The sequence below is a fragment of the Parazoarcus communis SWub3 = DSM 12120 genome (assembly GCF_003226565.1).
Classification (GTDB): domain Bacteria; phylum Pseudomonadota; class Gammaproteobacteria; order Burkholderiales; family Rhodocyclaceae; genus Parazoarcus; species Parazoarcus communis.
Genome location: NZ_QKOE01000001.1, coordinates 565,200 through 583,282, shown reverse-complemented (window position 1 = coordinate 583,282; position 18,083 = coordinate 565,200). Strand labels below are relative to the sequence as shown.

The 18,083-nt window shown below is 64.4% G+C and carries 19 protein-coding genes; 13 read left to right on the top strand and 6 right to left on the bottom strand.

Annotated features, from left to right (window positions below; all coding sequences use genetic code 11):
* Positions 1–151: 151 nt before the first annotated feature.
* The 3 genes from DNK49_RS02710 to DNK49_RS02700 all read right to left on the bottom strand — a co-directional run bounded on the left by DNK49_RS02710 (position 152) and on the right by DNK49_RS02700 (position 3,171).
* Positions 152–730 (bottom strand): FxDxF family PEP-CTERM protein, encoded by a 579-nt coding sequence (locus DNK49_RS02710; RefSeq protein WP_110522757.1) that lies wholly within the window; start codon positions 728–730, stop codon positions 152–154.
* 62 nt (positions 731–792) lie between these two features.
* Entirely contained in the window at positions 793–2,319 is a 1,527-nt protein-coding gene (locus tag DNK49_RS02705; protein ID WP_110522756.1) for an alkaline phosphatase PhoX, read from the bottom strand.
* A 219-nt stretch (positions 2,320–2,538) separates the two neighbouring features.
* Positions 2,539–3,171 (bottom strand): lytic transglycosylase domain-containing protein, encoded by a 633-nt coding sequence (locus DNK49_RS02700; protein WP_243632211.1) that lies wholly within the window; start codon positions 3,169–3,171, stop codon positions 2,539–2,541.
* 161 nt (positions 3,172–3,332) lie between these two features.
* Between DNK49_RS02700 and gspG the strand changes: the two genes are divergently transcribed.
* The 12 genes from gspG (at position 3,333) to epsA (ending at position 13,605) form a co-directional block, all read left to right on the top strand.
* On the top strand, positions 3,333–3,755 hold the full coding sequence (gspG, locus tag DNK49_RS02695) for a type II secretion system major pseudopilin GspG (protein WP_243632210.1): 423 nt from the start codon (positions 3,333–3,335) through the stop codon (positions 3,753–3,755).
* Between the two features lie 4 nt (positions 3,756–3,759).
* Positions 3,760–4,935 carry a type II secretion system F family protein gene (locus DNK49_RS02690; RefSeq protein WP_110522754.1) on the top strand — a complete coding sequence of 392 codons (1,176 nt, stop codon included), beginning with the start codon at positions 3,760–3,762 and terminating at the stop codon, positions 4,933–4,935.
* Positions 4,932–6,602 carry a GspE/PulE family protein gene (locus DNK49_RS02685; protein ID WP_110522753.1) on the top strand — a complete coding sequence of 557 codons (1,671 nt, stop codon included), beginning with the start codon at positions 4,932–4,934 and terminating at the stop codon, positions 6,600–6,602. Before DNK49_RS02690 ends, DNK49_RS02685 begins: the two co-directional genes overlap by 4 nt.
* Positions 6,583–7,296, top strand: coding sequence for a hypothetical protein (locus DNK49_RS02680; RefSeq protein WP_110522752.1), 714 nt, complete (start codon positions 6,583–6,585; stop codon positions 7,294–7,296). Before DNK49_RS02685 ends, DNK49_RS02680 begins: the two co-directional genes overlap by 20 nt.
* Positions 7,293–7,832 carry a hypothetical protein gene (locus DNK49_RS02675; protein ID WP_110522751.1) on the top strand — a complete coding sequence of 180 codons (540 nt, stop codon included), beginning with the start codon at positions 7,293–7,295 and terminating at the stop codon, positions 7,830–7,832. Before DNK49_RS02680 ends, DNK49_RS02675 begins: the two co-directional genes overlap by 4 nt.
* Entirely contained in the window at positions 7,829–8,407 is a 579-nt protein-coding gene (locus DNK49_RS02670) for a hypothetical protein (protein WP_133255076.1), read from the top strand. Before DNK49_RS02675 ends, DNK49_RS02670 begins: the two co-directional genes overlap by 4 nt.
* A complete protein-coding gene (locus DNK49_RS02665) occupies positions 8,404–8,901 on the top strand; it encodes a hypothetical protein (RefSeq protein WP_110522749.1) in 498 nt (165 codons plus the stop codon). The genes DNK49_RS02670 and DNK49_RS02665 overlap by 4 nt, the downstream gene beginning before the upstream one ends.
* Positions 8,898–11,201, top strand: coding sequence for a secretin N-terminal domain-containing protein (locus DNK49_RS02660; protein WP_110522748.1), 2,304 nt, complete (start codon positions 8,898–8,900; stop codon positions 11,199–11,201). The genes DNK49_RS02665 and DNK49_RS02660 overlap by 4 nt, the downstream gene beginning before the upstream one ends.
* Complete coding sequence (locus DNK49_RS02655; protein WP_110522747.1) at positions 11,198–11,680, top strand: type II secretion system protein; 483 nt, start codon at positions 11,198–11,200, stop codon at positions 11,678–11,680. Before DNK49_RS02660 ends, DNK49_RS02655 begins: the two co-directional genes overlap by 4 nt.
* A gap of 4 nt (positions 11,681–11,684) precedes the next feature.
* On the top strand, positions 11,685–12,092 hold the full coding sequence (locus DNK49_RS02650; protein WP_110522974.1) for a type II secretion system protein: 408 nt from the start codon (positions 11,685–11,687) through the stop codon (positions 12,090–12,092).
* Positions 12,064–12,579: a type II secretion system protein gene (locus tag DNK49_RS02645; protein ID WP_243632209.1), complete on the top strand. Its 516-nt coding sequence runs from the start codon at positions 12,064–12,066 to the stop codon at positions 12,577–12,579. Before DNK49_RS02650 ends, DNK49_RS02645 begins: the two co-directional genes overlap by 29 nt.
* A gap of 252 nt (positions 12,580–12,831) precedes the next feature.
* The gene (epsA, locus tag DNK49_RS02640; RefSeq protein WP_110522745.1) at positions 12,832–13,605 is read left to right on the top strand and encodes an XrtB/PEP-CTERM-associated transcriptional regulator EpsA; all 774 of its coding nucleotides are present in this window, start codon (positions 12,832–12,834) and stop codon (positions 13,603–13,605) included.
* A gap of 85 nt (positions 13,606–13,690) precedes the next feature.
* On the opposite strand, the gene DNK49_RS02635 is transcribed toward epsA, so the two are convergent.
* The gene (locus DNK49_RS02635) at positions 13,691–15,316 is read right to left on the bottom strand and encodes an ABC-F family ATPase (protein ID WP_110522744.1); all 1,626 of its coding nucleotides are present in this window, start codon (positions 15,314–15,316) and stop codon (positions 13,691–13,693) included.
* A gap of 87 nt (positions 15,317–15,403) precedes the next feature.
* Positions 15,404–15,898, bottom strand: a complete 495-nt coding sequence (locus DNK49_RS02630; protein WP_110522743.1) for a GNAT family N-acetyltransferase — start codon at positions 15,896–15,898, stop codon at positions 15,404–15,406.
* Positions 15,899–16,039: 141 nt separating this feature from the next.
* Here DNK49_RS02630 and DNK49_RS02625 point away from each other — a divergent pair, with 141 nt between their 5' ends.
* The gene (locus DNK49_RS02625) at positions 16,040–16,594 is read left to right on the top strand and encodes a DUF3592 domain-containing protein (RefSeq protein WP_110522742.1); all 555 of its coding nucleotides are present in this window, start codon (positions 16,040–16,042) and stop codon (positions 16,592–16,594) included.
* 17 nt (positions 16,595–16,611) lie between these two features.
* On the opposite strand, the gene trhP is transcribed toward DNK49_RS02625, so the two are convergent.
* Positions 16,612–17,997 (bottom strand): prephenate-dependent tRNA uridine(34) hydroxylase TrhP, encoded by a 1,386-nt coding sequence (trhP, locus tag DNK49_RS02620; protein WP_110522741.1) that lies wholly within the window; start codon positions 17,995–17,997, stop codon positions 16,612–16,614.
* Positions 17,998–18,083 lie beyond the last annotated feature (86 nt).

The window sequence follows — 18,083 nt, the reverse complement described above, 5'->3', positions numbered from 1 at the left end:
GTGCCCGCGTTGTCATTACCAAGCAGGCAATCAAACAAGCCATGAATGAGATGGAGCGACGAGCGGTCGCTCCATCTCTTGTCCATACCGAACGGGGTAAACAGAAAAAGCCCCGCATGTGCGGGGCTTTTGACGGTGCGGAGCAGCGCGATCAGGCAGCGCGGCGGCGGCGGGCGGCGAAGCCCACCAGGCCGAGGCCGGCCAGCAGCATGGCGTAGGTTTCGGGCTCCGGCACCGGCGCAATGGTCACCGACAGGATGTCGCCCGAGCGCAGCACGCTGGAATCGATCGTCCAGTCGACCTCGTTCAGGCCGCCGAGTGCGGCACCGATCGAAAAGTCGAGGTATTCCGGCATGTCGAAGCTGATGTTGGCGATGGTGTTCTCGCCGGTCAGCGACACGGTGGAGGTGCCGAAAGCACGGGTGACGGTGCCGACGGAGTCGAAGCTGGACATGCTCAGGCTGATGCTGAACTTGTCCATGCCAGTACCGACGAAGTTACGGATCACGGCGCTGAAGCTGATCGGGCTGCCATTGTCTTCGGCGGCGATCTCGTAGTTCAGCGTGACCGGGCTCCACTTGCTGAAATCCAGGTCGAAGGACAGCAGACCATCGGTGCTGTAGTCGGTCACGACGTTGCCGGGGGCGCCGATGGCATCGACAAAGGAGACGGCCATTGCAGGCGAGGAGATCAGGCCGCATAGGGCGAGCATGGAGACGAGCTTTTTCATGATGAATCCTTTCAATTGTTCAGGATGGGGCCGACCCCGTGCGAGGTCGGCAATCAGGGGAATTACAGGTTGCCGTTCGCCCACGGGCCGGTGATCGCGAAGGTGATGCCCGGGGTGTAGTTGTTGACGAACAGGGTGCGGCCGGTCGGGTCGAAGCAGGCGCCGGCGAATTCCGAACCCAGCTGGTTGCCCGTGCCGCCGAGCAGGTTCTTGCCGGCAGCGGCGTACTGATCCGCGGTGAAGTTGATGTTGTTCTTGGCAAACATGTAGGGCTGGCCGTTGGCGCTGAGGCCGAACAGGCGCAGGCCGTTACCGAGTTCGTCCGGGCTCTGGCCACCGTCTTCGCAGCACAGGATGCCGCCACGCGGCGACACGGTGATGTTGTCGACGTTGTTGCCGGCGAGTTGGGTCTGGCTGACGTAGATGCACTTGATGCGCTGGGTGGCCAGGGTCAGCTCCCACACGCAGCCTTCGGAACCGGCCGAGGTATCGACGATGTACATCTTGCCGTTGTGATACCAGATGCCTTCGCCGCGCAACATGCGGGCGCAGCCGGCCTCCCAGCCCTGCTTGAAGGGGCCAGACACACTACGGTTGGTGCCGAGTACGTTGTAGCCGGTAACCGGGTCAGCGTCCGGGTCGGCGATCTCGACCCACTCCAGTTCGTATTCATCGCCCATGTAGGGGGCGCCGAAGCCCGACTGGTTGATCTGTTCGAGCGAGTCGTAGCATGAGCTGACGATGGCCTTGACGCGTGCAGCCTTCAGCTTGCCGCCGTCGGCGTAGCTGTTGAACACGCCGCTGTCGTTATCGGGTTCGAAGCGATACAACAGCGATGCCGGGCTTTGATCTTCGGTCTGATAGCAGAAGTTGGTGGTCGGATCGATGGCGACAGCCTCGTGACGGAAGCGGCCCATGGCAACCAGCGGTTGCGCAGTGGTTTCTTCCGGGTTGGCGCTGACTTCGAACACATAACCGTGCTTCTTGCCGCCAACTGCAGTGCGGTCGGTGGTGTTCTCTTCACAGGTCAGCCAGGTTTCCCACGGGGTCACGCCACCCGCACAGTTGGTCATCGTGCCGCCGATGCTGGGAATGATGTTGACCAGGTTGCCGTCGCGCAGGATCAGCGTGGAGGTGCCGCCAGCGGGCAGGTTGCCGGTGCCGCTGTTGTCGTAGGTCGGGGCGTCGGTCAGGCGCAGGTTGGCCGGCGAGGTGGTGCCCAGTTCGTGGTTGCGGATCAGGGTCAGTTCGGTGCTGCGGCCGACGCGGCGCGAACGCACCACGCCCATGCCATCGTGGGCATTGGGGGTCAGTTTGCCGCCGGCCATCACGTCGTCACGCCAGCCGAAGGACTTGTAGGAAAAGCCCGGGGGCAGCATCAGCAGCGGCAGGCCAGTGGTTTGGTCCAGCACGGGAGCAACGACGCCATAGGGGCTGGCGATCATCTGCGTCAGGCGTTCGCAGGTCGCAGCCGCTTGAGCGTTGCGGGCGGCCATCATGCCGAAAGTCGTAACGAAGGGAGCGGCGGCGAGCGATGCCGTGCCCTTGAGCATGTTGCGGCGCGAAGCCTTGAAATTGAGATCGTTCATCAGACTGTCCTTGAATGGTTTTTGAATGGCGCAAGAAGGCGCGCGGTCAAGCGCTCCAAGGCTCTCAGGCCCGTGCCGGAACGCATGGCGGCTGACTTTAGGTTGTGCGTGTTTCAGCGGGTACGGACGGTGGATGAGCCGTTCGGACTATTGAAACCAGCGTGATTCGCGCTTACACGCGAACACGAGCGCGGGGGTTCGAACACGAGCGCGGGGGTTTTAGGGCCGATCGGTACCGAGCGAGGTGGGTGGCCGGTGCTGGAAGTCGGCGTAGTGGCGCATGACTTTCGGTACATACGCGAGGGTCTCCGGATAGGGGGGAATGCTGCGGCCGTGACGGATCACCGCGCCCTCGCCGGCGTTGTAGGCCGCCAGCGCCAGGGAGAGATCGTCGAACATGTCGAGCAGCATCGATAGGTAACGCACGCCACCACGGAGATTGGCTTCCGGGTCCAGTGGGTCGGCTACGCCCAGGCGGCGCGCAGTGTCGGGCATCAGCTGCATCAGCCCGAGGGCGCCTTTGGGCGAACGCGCGCGGGGGTTGAAGGCGCTTTCGGTGGCCACGATCGCGAGCACCAGCGCCGGGTCCAGACCGTGTTCCGAGGCAATGCGGACGACCTGTCCCTGCAGTTGGGCTGATGGTCTGGGAGTTGATGGGTTGGGGCCGCCTCGTCGAACCGGCGAGGCGCGTGCACCTTCGGTAAGCAGGCGCTGGTGACGGGGGGTGCTGGCAAAGTCGCTGAAGTGGGCGACCCCGCTGTCGTCGACAAACCCGAACAAGCTGCCGGCTTGGGCGGGTGAGCAGATCGGCAGTGTCGCGATGAACAATACGAGGATGATTGGGGGTAGCACGAGCGATAGGATCCGTCGGAAATGCGTGTGCGCATGCTCTGCTGCTCAGGTGACAGGCTGATGTCGGTGGTCGTCTTCACTGTGCTGCAACATTTTCGGCCTAGCCTTGATGGCCCTAGCTGATTTCCTTCAGGCCCCTCCTTATGTCGTTCTGCTGCTCCATGACCTTGCGCACCCGGCGCGCGGCCCTCGGCTTCACCTTGCTCGAGTTGCTGGTGGTGATGGTCATCATCGGATTGTTGGCAGGCTATGTGGGGCCGCGCTTCTTTGCCCAGATCGGCAAATCGGAGATCAAGACTGCACGTGCCCAGATCGATGCGCTGGAGAAGGCGTTGGACCAGTATCGACTTGATGTCGGCCGTTATCCAAGCACCGAGCAAGGCCTGCAGTCGCTGATGTCGGCACCCAGCGGGGAGGGGCGCTGGAGCGGTCCCTACCTGCGCAAGGCAGTGCCGCTGGACCCGTGGGGCAATCCTTACCAATACCGCCACCCCGGTGAACACGGCGAGTTCGACCTATATTCCTTCGGCACCGATGGACAGCCCGGGGGCGAAGGCGAAGCCGCCGACGTCACCAATTGGTAAGCTGATGCGCTACCGGGTAAGGGCGATCGGGCCGGATCAGGCGGTCATCGACGCCGACATCGACGCCGATTCCGAAAAGTCCCTGCGCGATCAGCTGGCCGCGCGCGGCATGGTGATGCTGAGCGCACGCCGCGCAGCGGTGGCTGGGCGCGGACAGCGTTTTCCCCTGCTGTTGTTCAATCAGGAACTGCTCGCCCTGCTGCGTGCCGGCATTCCGCTGGCCGAGGCGATTGCCGCGCTGACCGAGAAGGAAAACCGGCCCTCGGTGCGCAACATCCTGCAGGAGATGCTGCGCGCGCTGCATGAGGGGCGCACCCTGTCCAGCGCGCTGGAGTCGGCACCGCAGGCCTTTCCTGAACTGTATGTGGCGATGGTGCGTGCAGCGGAGCGCACCAGCGACCTTGACCGTGCGCTGGAGCGCTACATCGCCTACCGGCAGCAACTTGAGCTGCTGCGCGGCAAGCTGGTCAGTGCGGCGATCTATCCGGTGCTGCTGCTGGCGGTGGGTGCGCTGGTGGTGCTGTTTCTGCTGGGCTACGTGGTACCGCGCTTCTCGCATATTTATGAAGATGTCGGGGGTGAGTTGCCGCTGATGTCCCGCCTGTTGCTCGAGTGGGGGCAGTTCATCGAGGCCCACGCCGCGGCCGGCGTACTTGGCCTGGTGCTGATGGGGGCGGGTGTCGTCGTCCTGGCCCGTCATCCCGCTGTTCGTGCCGCGGCCGGGCGGGCCATGTGGCGCACTCCGGTACTGGGCGAGCAGTTGAGGGTGTTTCAGCTGGCGCGTTTCTACCGCACCTTGGGCATGTTGTTGTCCGGCGGCATTCCGGTGGTGACTGCGCTGGGCATGGTCGCAGGGCTGCTGACGCATTCGCTGCGCGCCAGCCTGAATCAGGCGATTGGCCGCATCCGGGAGGGTCGCGGTTTTGCCGAGACCCTGGAAGCGGGTGGGCTGACGACCCCGGTAGCCGTGCGTATGCTCGAAGTCGGTGAGCGCGCCGGCAATCTGGGTGAGATGCTGACCCGTGCCGCCGCCTTTCACGAAGAAGACACCGCGCGCCAGGTCGAGTGGCTGACGCGTCTGTTCGGGCCGCTGCTGATGCTGTTCATCGGGTGTGCGATCGGTCTGATCGTGGTGCTGATGTATCTGCCCATCTTCCAGCTTGCGGAGAGCATCGGATGAACGCGCCTCAGCATACCGCGCTGGCACGCTCCTTTGCCGAGACCGAGCTGAACGCGGCGATCGCGTCGGGGCAGGGGCTGGCCGATGGCCTGGCAGAGCTGGAGCGGGACCCCGTCGAACGCTTGTCACGGCTGGCGGCCAGCAGCGGATTGCCGGTTCTGGAGACTGCCCGGCTGATGCGCCTGGCACCGGATTTTGCCGTACTGTCGTTCGAGCTGGCCTTGCAGCGGGAGACGGTTGCCCTGCGCGACGAGCACGGTGCCTTGCTGCTTGCGATTGCTGATCCCTTCGACGGCGAGTTGCTCGATGCCCTCGGCGCCCGGGTGCATGAGCCTTACGCGATCATGCTGGCTGATCGCGATGACCTTGCCGCCTGCCTCGCCCGCCATGAGGATGAGGTCCGGCGTGCAGCCGGCCTGTCGATGGCACGCGAGGGCGAGCAGCAGGGCGACGAGGTCGAGGACTTGTCGCTGCGCCGTATCAGTGCCGACGCCAGTCCGGTGGTCAAGCTGGTGAACTCCACCCTGTACGACGCGCTCAAGCAGGGTGCAAGTGACATCCACCTTGAGGCCGTGCCTGCCGGTCTGGTGATCAAGTACCGGATTGATGGTGTGCTGTCGCGTGTTGGCGGTGCGAGTGGGGTGGAACTGGCCGAGCAGGCAATCTCGCGCATCAAGGTCATGGCCGAACTCGACATTGCCGAGCGGCGTGTGCCGCAGGACGGACGCTTCAAGGCCCGTACCGGCGGACGCGAGATCGATTTCCGCGTCTCCATCATGCCCAGTATCCACGGTGAAGACGCCGTGTTGCGGGTGCTGGACAAGGAACACCTGACCCGCGAGATGAGCGGCCTGACCCTGGAGTCGCTGGGCTTTGCCGAGTCCACCCGCAGCGTGCTGCGCCGGCTGGCGAGCGAGCCTTACGGCATGCTGCTGGTCACCGGTCCGACGGGCAGCGGCAAGACCACGACACTCTACGCCACGCTGGGTGAGACCAATCATGGTCTGGACAAGATCATCACCATCGAGGATCCGGTCGAATACCAGTTGGCCGGCGTGCTACAGATCCCCGTCAATGAAAAGAAAGGCCTGACCTTTGCCCGTGGCCTGCGCTCCATCCTGCGCCACGACCCGGACAAGATCATGGTGGGTGAGATCCGCGACGGCGAGACCGCCGAAATTGCGGTGCAGGCCGCGCTCACCGGCCACCTGGTGTTCACCACCGTGCATGCCAACAACGTGTTCGATGTGATTGGCCGTTTCATGCACATGGGTATCGACCCGTACAACCTGGTTGCTGCGCTCAATGGGGTGGTGGCCCAGCGTCTGGTGCGGGTCAACTGCAGCCATTGCGTGGCCGACGTGGTGCCGGACGCCGCGCTGCTGGCCGCATCGGAGCTGGGTGATGTGGCAGCCTTCCGCTTCCGTGCCGGTCAGGGCTGCGGTCACTGTCGCGGGGCGGGATACCGCGGGCGGCGGGCGGTGGCTGAAGTCCTGCTGCTCGATGATGAAATCCGCGAGCTGATCCTCGCCCGTGCGCCCATCCGCAGCCTCAAGGATGCGGCGCGGCGCAAGGGCTTCCGCAGTCTGCGCGAGGCGGTCACCGACATGGTGGCGGCCGGCGAAACCTCTTTGCAGGAACTGAACCGTGTCACGCTTCTCGGCTGAGTCGCTCCGGCTCACCCTCAAGGCCGATGCCTGGCAACTGCAGTCGGCGGATGGACCGCATGCTGCAGGGTTTGCCGACGATCCGGCGCTGGCGCTGGAGGCATTGCCCCCCATTCCCGCTTTGCGCAATGCTGGGCGTCTGGTCGTTGAACTGGGCGACATCTGGTTGCGCTACCTGGTGGTGCAGTGGCCAACAGGGCTGCGTGGCGCGCGTGAGCGCCGCCTGTGGCTGGAGGCACGGTTTCGTGCAGTCCACGATATCGGCCCGGAGGCCTGGTGCATCGCGATCGACCGCGATGCCTGTGGCGACAGCACGCTGGCCTGTGCCGCACCGCGCGCCATTGTCGAGGCGCTGCAGGTCTGGATACAGCGGCATCGCCTGCGCCTGACCGCCTTCAGTGGGGCTTACGTCCACGCCTATAACCGCATTGCGACGCAGGCAGCGGGTGGCCGAGGTGCATTTGCCTTGTGCCGGGACGGCCGGCTCACCACCGGCAGCTGGCAGGACGGGCAGTGGCTTCGGGTTCGCAGCGAGCCATCGGGCACGATACCGGCACAGACTCTGGCGCGTACGCTGGCGCTGTGGGCGGCCAGCGAGCCGTCGGCTTTGCCGGGGCGCCTGCATGTCGAAGGTTTGCAGGTGGAGGCGCTGCCGGCGGGCTGGTCCCTGGCTGCGAGCGGAGCCGGGGTATGAAGGCACCGGCCCCGATCGTGCTCGATTTTCTACCGGTTCGCCGTCCCTCCAGCCGCTTGGGCTGGGTGGCACTGGCGGTGGCCTTGGCCGTCTTGTCGATGGAGGGATTTCAGTTCGTGCAGGCACATCGAGCGCTGGATGAACGTGCTCAGTTGCTTGCAGAGCTGCAGCGCCAGCGGGCCAGTGAGCCTGTTCCGCCCGCTCCTGTGGTACAGCCGGCCCTGACCGTGACCGAGGTGCAGGCGCTGGTCCGCGTGTCGACGCAGCTCGATGCCGATTGGGGGCAAGTCTTTGTCGCGCTCGACCGCGTGCGTGGTGAGGATGTCGCCTGGATCGAAATCGAAGGTGAAGCGCTGCGTGGTGCGCTGCGTCTGACAGGGCAGGCGCGTTCGCTCGACGCCGTGCTGGCGGTGCTTGGCCGCATGCGCAACGATCCGGTGCTGGCGGGTGCGGAGCTCGGCGGACACGAGCTCACCGTGGTGGATGGCGTGACCTTGGTGCGCTTCGTCATGACCAGCCGTTGGGGTGGGGCATGAAGATGGGTGAAGGGCTTGGGGCGCGCTGGGCGGCGTTGCAACCGGCACTGGCCATGCTGCGCCGTGCAGGCCTGCGTGCCGGGTTTGCCGGCTGGGCCGGCCTCGGTGTGCTGGCGGTGGCCGCCGTGCTTGGCGTGGTGGGCGATGCCTGGATCGCCACGCAGCAGGAAGCGCTGCAGCAGCAACGTGCCCGCCTGCAGCGCAGTGCAGCACCGCAGCGTGCCGAGCCTGCACCGCGCGCGCGGCTGGAGGCCTACTACACCGAACGTTTTCCGCCTGCCAGTGCGCTGTCCGAGCGGCTTTCGCGTATCTATGCGATGGCGGTGCAGCATGGCGTCGAGGTGAGAAGGGCCGACTATCGCAGCGTGGCCGAGCGTGCCACCCCTTTGCAGCGGGTTGCGTTGGTGGTGCCGGTACAGGGCGATTTTCCCAGCATCTACCGTTGGCTGGGCGCCGTCCTGATCGATCTGCCTGAACTGGGCCTCGAGTCGATCTCGATCAAGCGTGGCGGCAGCGAAGCCAGCGTGGTGGAGGCCGAATTGCGGCTGGTGATGTTCCTGCGGGAGGGGGCATGAACACGCGCACGACGATGCTGTTCGGCGCCCTGGCGCTGACGCTGGCGGCAGCGGGCTGGCTGGGCATGCAGGAGGACGAGACGGCCCCGGTGTCCGCCGCCGTCGAGCGGACGGAGCGTAGCGCCCCCCGCCGCCTGGTCGAGCCCGTGACCGGCGCGGCAATCGAATTGCCTGCACTCGTGGATTTCCGCGCGCGCCCCGGCTTGCCGGAACAGGGTGCAGGGTTCGCCACGCCCTTGAGCTTCCGGCCACCGCCGCCGCAGGCCGTGGTGCCGCGGCCGATGGCGCCAGCGCTGCCGTTCCGTTTTGTCGGTGCCCTGGACGATGACGGCGAACGCACCGTGATGCTGATGGAGGGCAAGCAGCTGCACCTCGTCCGCCAGGGCGATGTGCTGGGTGAGCGTTATCGCGTCGAGCGCATTGATGCCCAGCGGCTAGAACTGCTCTACCTCCCGCTCGAACAACGACAATCCATCGACCTCTCTTCCAAATGACCCCGACTGCCCGAAACGCACGCCTGTTGCTGTGCGCATCCGTGATCACGCTGACTGCCTGCGTATCCAACCCCAGCCTGCAGCAAAGCCGCGAGGCTTTTGCCAGTGGTGACCGCACGCAGGCGTTTGCGGATCTGAAAACCCGTGTCGAGGCCGAGCCGCGCAACCAGGAGTTGCGTGCCTACTACCTGCGTCAGCGCGAACGCCTGGTCAGCGAGTCCCTGATCGCCGCCGAACAGGCGCGTGCGCAGGGACATGCCGAAGAGGCCGAACGCCACTACGCGGCGGCACTGGCGATCGATCCGAATCACCCGCAGGCCAAGGGCGGCGCGGCGCTACTGGCAGCGGAACGCCGTCGCAGTGCCCGCCTCGACCAGGCCGAAGCGGCACTGGCCCGACGCGACCTGGCTGGTGCTGAACAGGGGGTGCGTGCGGTGCTTGCCGAACAGGCGAGCAATGTCCGGGCGCGCGAGCTGTTACGTCAGCTTGACGAGATTGCGGCTCAGGCGGCGCCGGTGATGGCGGTGCCCGATGGTCCTATGGCGCGTCCGGTCACGCTGGAGTTTCGCGAGGCGCCGTTGCGGGTGGTGTTCGAGGCCCTGTCGCGTGCCAGCGGGCTCAACTTTGTGTTCGATCGTGATGTGCGTGCCGAGTCCAAGGTCACGCTGTTCGTACGCAACAGCACGGTGGCCGAAGTCATCGCTCTGATCGGTGCCACCCAGCAGCTTGAGCGCAAGCAACTCAATGCCAATTCGGTACTGATCTATCCGGCCACTGCGGCCAAGCAGAAGGAATACGTTGAACTGGTCACCCGCAGCTTCTACCTGACCAATGCCGACGCCAAGCAGGCCCTGGCCATGGTGCGGCAGTTGGTCAAGACCAAGGATGTGTTCATTGATGAAAAGCTCAACATGGTGGTGATCAAGGACACGCCGGACGCCGTGCGACTGGCCGAACGCCTGCTGGCCACGCTCGACGTTGCCGAACCCGAAGTCATGCTGGAGGTCGAGGTGCTTGAGGTCAGCCGCAACAAGCTGCTGAACCTGGGCCTCGATTTCCCCGACCAGATCGGCTACGGCCTGATCCAGGACAGCCTGGCCACCACCACCATCATCAACGGCGTGACTCAGACCACGACGTCGCCGGGCGGCGTGCTGGCGAGCGGTGTGGTCAATCTGCGCAATCGCGGTTCCATGGTGCCCTATGTGTCCAACCCTGGGGCGCTGTTGAACCTGCGTAATGAGGACAGTGACACTACCTTGCTCGCCAATCCGCGCATTCGGGTGAAGAACCGCGAGAAGGCCAAGATCCATATCGGCGAGAAGCTGCCGGTGTTTACCACGACGTCGACGGCCAATGTCGGGGTGTCGGCCTCGGTGAATTATCTGGACGTGGGTCTCAAGCTGGATGTCGAACCCAGCGTGACGCTCGACGACGAGGTGATGATCAAGGTCGCGCTGGAGGTCAGCAGCATCGTCAAGGAAGTGCAGGGGCCATCGAGCTCGCTTGCCTACCAGGTCGGTACTCGCAGTGCGGCAACCACCTTGCGCCTGGCCAATGGTGAAACCCAGGTGCTGGCCGGCTTGATCAACGACGAAGAGCGTTCGAGCGCCAGCCGCCTGCCGGGCCTGGGCGATTTGCCGATGCTTGGCCGGCTGTTCTCCAGTCAGAGCGACTCGCGCAGCAAGACCGAAGTGGTGCTGCTGATCACGCCGCGTATCGTGCGCAACGTGGTGGCGCCGGCTTTGACCCGGGCGGATCTGCCTGCCGGCACTGAAGCCACGGTCGGTGCAGCGCAGTTGCGCCTGGGACCGACTTCGCCCAACAGCCTGGCGCTGCGTGGTGACGGCGCGCCGGGCGCAGCACCCGTTCGCGAGACGCCGGTACGGGCAGAAGCCCCTCGCGTCGCACCCGTCGAACGCGCCGTTGATGGGGCGCCGGAGCCGGCACGTCAGGGCGCACGCCTTGGTCTGGCCGGACCGGAAGCGCTGGGGCAGGGAGAGGCATTTTCGGTGACGCTTACTGTCGATGCCGGCTCACCTCACGATGGGGGTTCCGTAACCGTCAGCTTCGATCCCGAACTGGTCGAAGCTGCTGCGGCTGAGGGCGGGCAGTCAGGGCAGGTGGTGGTGCCGCTTGCAGCCGGCGGTGGCGCGACCTCGGCATCGGTCGCCTTGCGCAGCAAGCCGGGCGCCAGTGGCGATGCGCGGATCTCTGCCTCGGGTCTGACTGTCAGTCGCGGCGGCCAGTTGCAATCCGAGTCCGCCGCCGATTCGATCGACGTCCGGGTCGGCCAATGAACATGCGGCGCCTCGCCCTGGGCTTCACCCTGATCGAGTTGGTGGTGACCGTGGCCATCGTCGGCATCCTGGCGGCGACTGCGATGCCGCTGGTCGAGTTGGGGGCCCAGCGTGCGCGCGAGGCCGAACTTCGGTCTGCCCTGCGCCAGATCCGCGGCGCCATTGACGCCTACAAGGCCGCGGCCGATGAGGGGCGTATCGCCCGGCCGGAAGGCAGCAGTGGCTATCCGCCCAAGCTCGAGGTGCTGGCAGGTGGGGTGCGCGATGCACGTGATCCGGACGGCAGCATGATCTACTTCCTGCGTCGTCTGCCGCGCGATCCCTTTCATCCCGAGGGCGGGTTGCCGGCCGAGGCGAGCTGGGGCAAACGCAGTTATGCCAGCTCGCCCGACGATCCGGGTGAGGGCGACGATGTGTTCGACGTGTATTCAATGGCCGGCGGAACCGGGCTGGACGGGGTGCCCTACCGTGAATGGTGAGCGCATGCGCCTCGGACGGCCACGCGCGGCACTCGCGGGTTTCACCCTGATCGAGCTGCTGGTGGTCATGGCGATTGTCGCTACCTTGCTGTCGATCGCCGCGCCGCGCTACTTCGACCACCTCGAGCGCGCGCGCGAGGCCAGCGTCAAGCAGTCGCTTGCGGTCATGCGTGATGCCATCGACAAGTTCAAGGGGGACACCGGCAGCTACCCCCGTACGCTGCAGGAGCTGACCGACAAGCGCTACCTGCGGTCGATTCCGGTCGACCCGCTGACCGATCGCAGTGACACCTGGGTGGAAATGCCGCCACCGACCCGTCTCGAATCCCTCGAGCCCGCCGGCGGAGTGTGGGACGTACGCAGTGGTGCGGAAGGTGTCGGCCGTGACGGGACGGATTATGCGTCGTGGTAGTGCCCGCCAGCGCCAGGCGGGTTATGGCTACCTGCTGGTACTGTTCCTGATCGCCGCGCTGGGGCTGGGATTGGCACATACCGGCGAGGCCTGGTCGCGCCTGGCGCAGCGCGAGAAAGAGACCGAACTGCTCTACCGCGGCGCGGACATTGCCCGTGCCATCGCGCGCTACCGCGCGTTGTCGCCGGAGGGCAGTCCGGCGTGGCCGCAGTCGCTGCAGGACCTAATCCAGGACCGGCGTTTCCCCTATTCCGTTCGTCATCTGCGCCGGGTCTGGCGCGACCCCTTCACCGGCGAACCCGACTGGGAGCTGGTGCGTGCCGGTGGCGGGATCGTCGGCCTGCGCAGCCGCTCCGGCCTCGTCCCCTTGCGCACCCACGGCTTGCCGCCCGAACTGGATCCGACCGCGGCACAGGCCCGCCGTTACGCCGATTGGGTGTTTCGGCCGGTACCCGGCAACGACGCCCCAGCCTCCGGGCAGCAGTAGCCGCTCGTGCTATCCACAAAGGCGTCATGCCAGCGTCGCAATGCCGTCATGCTGGCGCGGCACAGTACAGTCCGAAAGAACTAGTTCGCCATCAAGCTGATGTCATTGAAGCACATTAGACTGCTTCATTCGCTTGAGATAATGAAAGTGTTCGCCTTGGCCCGCTGCCGCCCACATGCGGTGATGGGGTGTGTCGCATGGTTGAGGTGAAGGTATGAGTCTTGGTTGGCGTGATCACAAGGTATGACTCTAATGAACTATTCGGGGTCACTGCACGGTGAGGAACTCGAACGCCTCCTCTTTGCGATCGAGACATCGGTCAAGGTGACAAAACGGTTTCAGTTCTTCCTGTGGGCACAGGGCGCGTTACAGAGTTTTCTGCCGCACGAGACATTGGTGTGTTCGTTCGGTGATCTGAGCAGCATGAGCGTCAATAACGAGATCTTCTCGCGTGCGGTGATGCCGGAGAGCTTTGAGCGTGTTGCCCGCGATCCGCACGGGGGACTTGTGTTGCCATTGCTAAAGGCGTGGAACGATGCCGGCCGGCGGCCGATGGTTCCAATTGACGCGCCGTTGCTGGCGGAACATGTCGGTGCACATCTCTTGTGTCATGGTGTGGTAGAGCCGCGCCGGGAACAGGCTGCGTCATTTTTCGTGTTTCTCGGCATGCCGCATCCGCCCGGAGAGCGCGAAACCTATCTGGCCGAACTATTAATGCCGAACCTGCACATGGCTTTGCAGCGGATGTGGGAGGGGGAGTTGCAGGGTGGCAAAGTGGTGATGGCCGACCCTTTGCTGTCGGAGCGGGAACTGCAGGTGCTGGCCTGGGTCCGCGATGGAAAGACCAACTATGAGATTGGTCAGATCCTCGATATCAGCCCGCTGACAGTCAAGAACCACGTACAAAAAATCCTGCGCAAACTCAATGTCAGCAATCGTGCGCAGGCGGTAGCGCACGCGGTAACGTCGGGCCTGATTCCGAGTGTCGAGGGCGCAGGTCGAAGTACGGAGGCTCCGGCGGCCTGACTGGTGTCCGCGTTCCGGAGCGCTGAGAACGCGACTTGTTTGGTGTGCGAGGCTAGCAGGCTTGCCATGCCTGCTAGCCCGTTGCTTACTCCAGACCCTGGCTCGACAGATACTCTTCGTAGGTACCGCGGTAGTCGATGATGGTGCCATCGAGCTTGATCTCGACGATGCGGGTGGCCAGCGAACTGACGAACTCGCGGTCGTGCGAGATGAACACCAGGGTGCCGTTGAACTTGTCCAGACCACCGTTGAGCGATTCGATGGATTCCATGTCGAGGTGGTTGGTCGGCTCGTCCATCAGCAGCACGTTGGGGCGCGACAGCATCAGCTTGCCGAACAGCATGCGGCCCTGTTCACCCCCGGAGATCACCTTGACCGACTTCTTGACGTCGTCACCCGAGAACAGCAGGCGGCCCAGGGTGCCGCGCATCAGGGTCTCGTTGTCTTCACCGGTGGCTGCCGCGGTGATGCGGGAGTAGTCGGCAATCCATTCGGTCAGGCTGACATCGCTGGCGAAATCGGCTGAGTGGTCCTGCGCGTAGTAGCCAGGTTTGGCTTTCTCGGCCCATTTGACGTGGCCCTTCTGCGGCGTCAGTTCGCCCACCAGCAGCTTCATCAGCGTGGTCTTGCCGACGCCGTTCTCGCCGATGATGGCGACACGGTCGCCGGCATCGATGGCCATGCTGAACTTGTTGATCAGCGGTCTTTCCATGCCGTCGTAGGCGAAGGTGAGGTTTTCGATCTCGCAGGCGAGGCGGTGCAGCTTGTCCTTGTCGTCGTAGTCGAAGCGGATCCACGGGTACTGACGCGAGGACGGCTTGACGTCTTCGGGCTTGAGCTTGTCGATCAGCTTCATGCGGCTGGTGGCCTGCTTGGCCTTGGACTTGTTGGCCGAGAAGCGGCGCACGAAGGCCTGAAGTTCCTGGATCTTGTCCTTGGCACGAGCGTTGGCGGCGGACTGGCGCTCGCGCGCCATGGTGGACGCTTCCATGTAGTCGTCGTAGTTGCCGGCGTATACGGTGATGGTGCCGTAGTCCAGATCCGCCATGTGGGTACACACCTGGTTCAGGAAGTGGCGGTCGTGAGAGATGATCACCATGGTGGAGTTGCGCTCGTTGAGCACTTCCTCCAGCCAGCGGATGGTGTTGATGTCCAGGTTGTTGGTCGGCTCGTCGAGCAGCAGGATGTCGGGGTTGGCGAACAATGCCTGACACAGCAGCACGCGCAGCTTCCAGCCCGGGGCGACGTTCTGCATCGGGCCGTTGTGCAGTTCGGTGCCGATGCCCACGCCCAGCAGCAACTCGCCGGCACGCGCTTCGGCGGTGTAGCCGTCGTATTCGCCGACCTTGCCTTCGAGTTCGGCGGCATGCATGTAGTCGTCTTCGGTGGCCTCGGGGTTGGCGTAGATCGCGTCCCGCTCCTTGATCGCAGCCCACAGCTCTTCGTGGCCCATCATGACGACGTCTAGCACACGCATGTCTTCGTAGGCGAACTGGTCCTGGCGCAGGTAGGCCATGCGCTCGTGCGGATCCTTGGAGACGTTGCCTGCACTGGGCTCAAGTGCGCCGCACAGGATCTTCATGAAGGTGGACTTGCCGGCACCGTTGGCACCGATCAGGCCGTAGCGGTTGCCGTCGCCGAACTTGACGGAGACGTTCTCGAACAGGGGCTTGGCCCCGAACTGCATGGTGATGTTGGCGGCGACGAGCACGGTGGGTCCTGATTTTCAGATAAAACAAAGCCTTGCATTATAGCGCAGAAGCACGGCATCGGTGCCGCGGCAAACGCGCAGCGGAGGCTATAGCGGGCATTGCATGAACAGTGCCTGCCCCGCCGCCGGGTCGAGTTGGTAAGGGGCGAAGCCGGCTTGCTGGTAGGTGCGCAGGGCGGCCGTGTTGTTTGACAGCACCTCCAGCGTCAGCTTGCAGCAGTTGCGACGGCGGGCTTCGTCGGCTGCCGCGGCCAGCAGTTTGCGGGCGATGCCCTGGCCCCTGAGTTCGCGCAGCACGACGATATCGTGGATGTTGAGCAGCGGGCGGGCGGCGAAAGTGGAGAAGCCTTCGAAGCAGTTGATCAGGCCGCAGGGTTGTTGACCGTGAAATGCAATGAAGCCGACGAAGTCGGTGCGCTCGCGGAGCCGCTCAACCAGATGGTTACGCGCTTCCGGCTTTAGTGGATGCCCACCGCCCATCGGGTCTTGAGCATAGTGGTCCAACAGGGTCAGGAAAGCGGAGCTGTGTCGATCCGCCAATAGGTCGAGCCTGTCGATGGTCAGGGAGGAGGGCGTGTTCATGGGTGGGTCCGGCTGCTATACGCGGTTGATTGGGTTCGATGATGCACGCTTGAGGGGCAGGGTCGGCGGGAAATGCGTTCCGAGGTTTCCGAACCGGCCTGCGGCGCATAGAATGAAAGCCCCTGGTCTCTTCGCCGCATCATGCCTCGTGTCGCTCTGAAGCTGTATCTGCTTGAGGCGGTCCTCCGCGTCGTGTTCCCCTTGCTGGGGACTGCGCTGCTGGTGGCAGGCGTTTCGGGGGCAATCCATTTCGGCATCCTGCCCTTGCTGGATGCAATGCAGAGTCGCCAGTGGGAGGCGGTGGAGGCTAAGGTCGTGTCGGTCCAGACCGTGCCGGCAGACCTGCTGTTCAATCGCCCCTTGCCCCGGCTGGAGGTGAGTTTTCAGTATGAGCGTGCTGGCGTGACCTTGCTGGCGTCGCGTTATGACCTTCACTACGGTTTTGACCACAAGGAGGCGCTCGTACGCAAACGGGCCGATTTGGCGCCGGGTGCGTCGGTCACCGCCTGGGTCAATCCCAAGGCCCCTGGCGAGGCCATGCTCGAGCGTTCGATCAACTGGCCACTGCTGGCCCTGATGGTGCCGTATGCGGCGATCGCCCTGGTCGGTGGCTTGCTGTTGCTGGGGGGGATGGTTGCGTGGAATGACGCCGGCCCATTTCGCCGGCGCATCCTGCAGTCGCAGCGCGAGGATTGAAACCCGCGCTTGCATGCTTACAGATAACGGGCAATGAAGCAGGGTTGGCTTGAGTCGGCACCGGCCGGCAGGGGGAGCCACACACGGCGTCCGCTGCCGGGCACCAACGGTAGCGAGGTGCCGTCGGCCTGCTCGATACGCTCGATCGTGGCACTCAGGTTCCCGGAAGGCAGCAGAAACTCCAGTTTGTCGCCGACTGCGAAGCGGTTCTTGACTTCGACCTCGGCAAGTCCGCGAGCGTCGTCGAAGCCGATCACCTCGCCCACCAGCAGGCTGCGCCCCGATTCGGAGTGGCCGCGCAGGTAGTTCTGGTGTTCCGGCGTGTGGTGACGCTGGTAGAAACCGTCGGTATATCCGCGGCTGGCAAGACCCTCCAGCTCGCCCAGCAGGCGGGTGTCGAAGGGGCGGCCGGCTACGGCGTCGTCAATGGCGCGCCGATATCCCTGGCTGGCGCGGGCGACATAGTAGGGGCTCTTGGTGCGGCCTTCGATCTTCAGTGAGTCAATTCCGATCTCGACCAGACGTTGCACATGCTCGATGGCACGCAGATCCTTGGAGTTGAGAATGTAGGTGCCGTGTTCATCCTCTTCGATCGGCATCAGTTCGCCCGGGCGGCTACCTTCTTCCAGCAGCCACACCTTGCTGCCTCCGATGTGGCGTGGACCACCGCCCAGTGCACTGCCCAGCGCAGTGCCGACGGTGCCGAAATCGGTGGGGTTGCCCAACGGCGTGTTGCCGCAGGATTGCACGTCGCCGGCTGCGTTCTCGCCCGCTTCATGAAGCTTGTAGTCCCAGCGGCAGGAGTTGGTACAGCTGCCCTGGTTGGGGTCACGGTGGTTGAAGTAACCCGAAAGCAGGCAGCGGCCGGAATAGGCGATGCATAGCGCGCCATGCACGAAAACCTCGAGCTCCATGTCCGGGCAGGCGTCGCGGATTTCGGCGACTTCGTCGAGCGACAGCTCACGTGACAGGATGATGCGCTTGACGCCCATCGATTGCCAGAACCGCACTGAGGCGTAGTTGGTGGTGTTGGCTTGCACCGACAGGTGGATGTCCATATCCGGCCAGCGCTCGCGCACCATCATCATCAGTCCCGGGTCGGCCATGATCAATGCGTCCGGTTTCATGTCGATGACCGGGGCCATGTCCTCTTCGAAGGTGCGGATCTTCGAGTTGTGTGGGTAGATGTTTGCCACCAGGTAAAAGGCCTTGCCGGCGGCATGGGCTTCGGCAATGCCGGCAGCGAGTACGTCGAGCTTGCCAAAGCTGTTGTTGCGCACGCGCAGCGAATAGCGCGGCTGGCCGGCATAGACGGCATCGGCCCCATAGGCGAAGGCGGTACGCATCATGTCGAGCGAACCCGCGGGCGCGAGCAGTTCGGGGCGGCGGTGAGAGGTGTTCATGGCTGCTGCTTGTGCGGACAAAGCGGCATTTTACGCGCAGCCTGGGTTTCCTGCCTTGTTGCCGGAATAGCGGGAGCAGGGTGGGT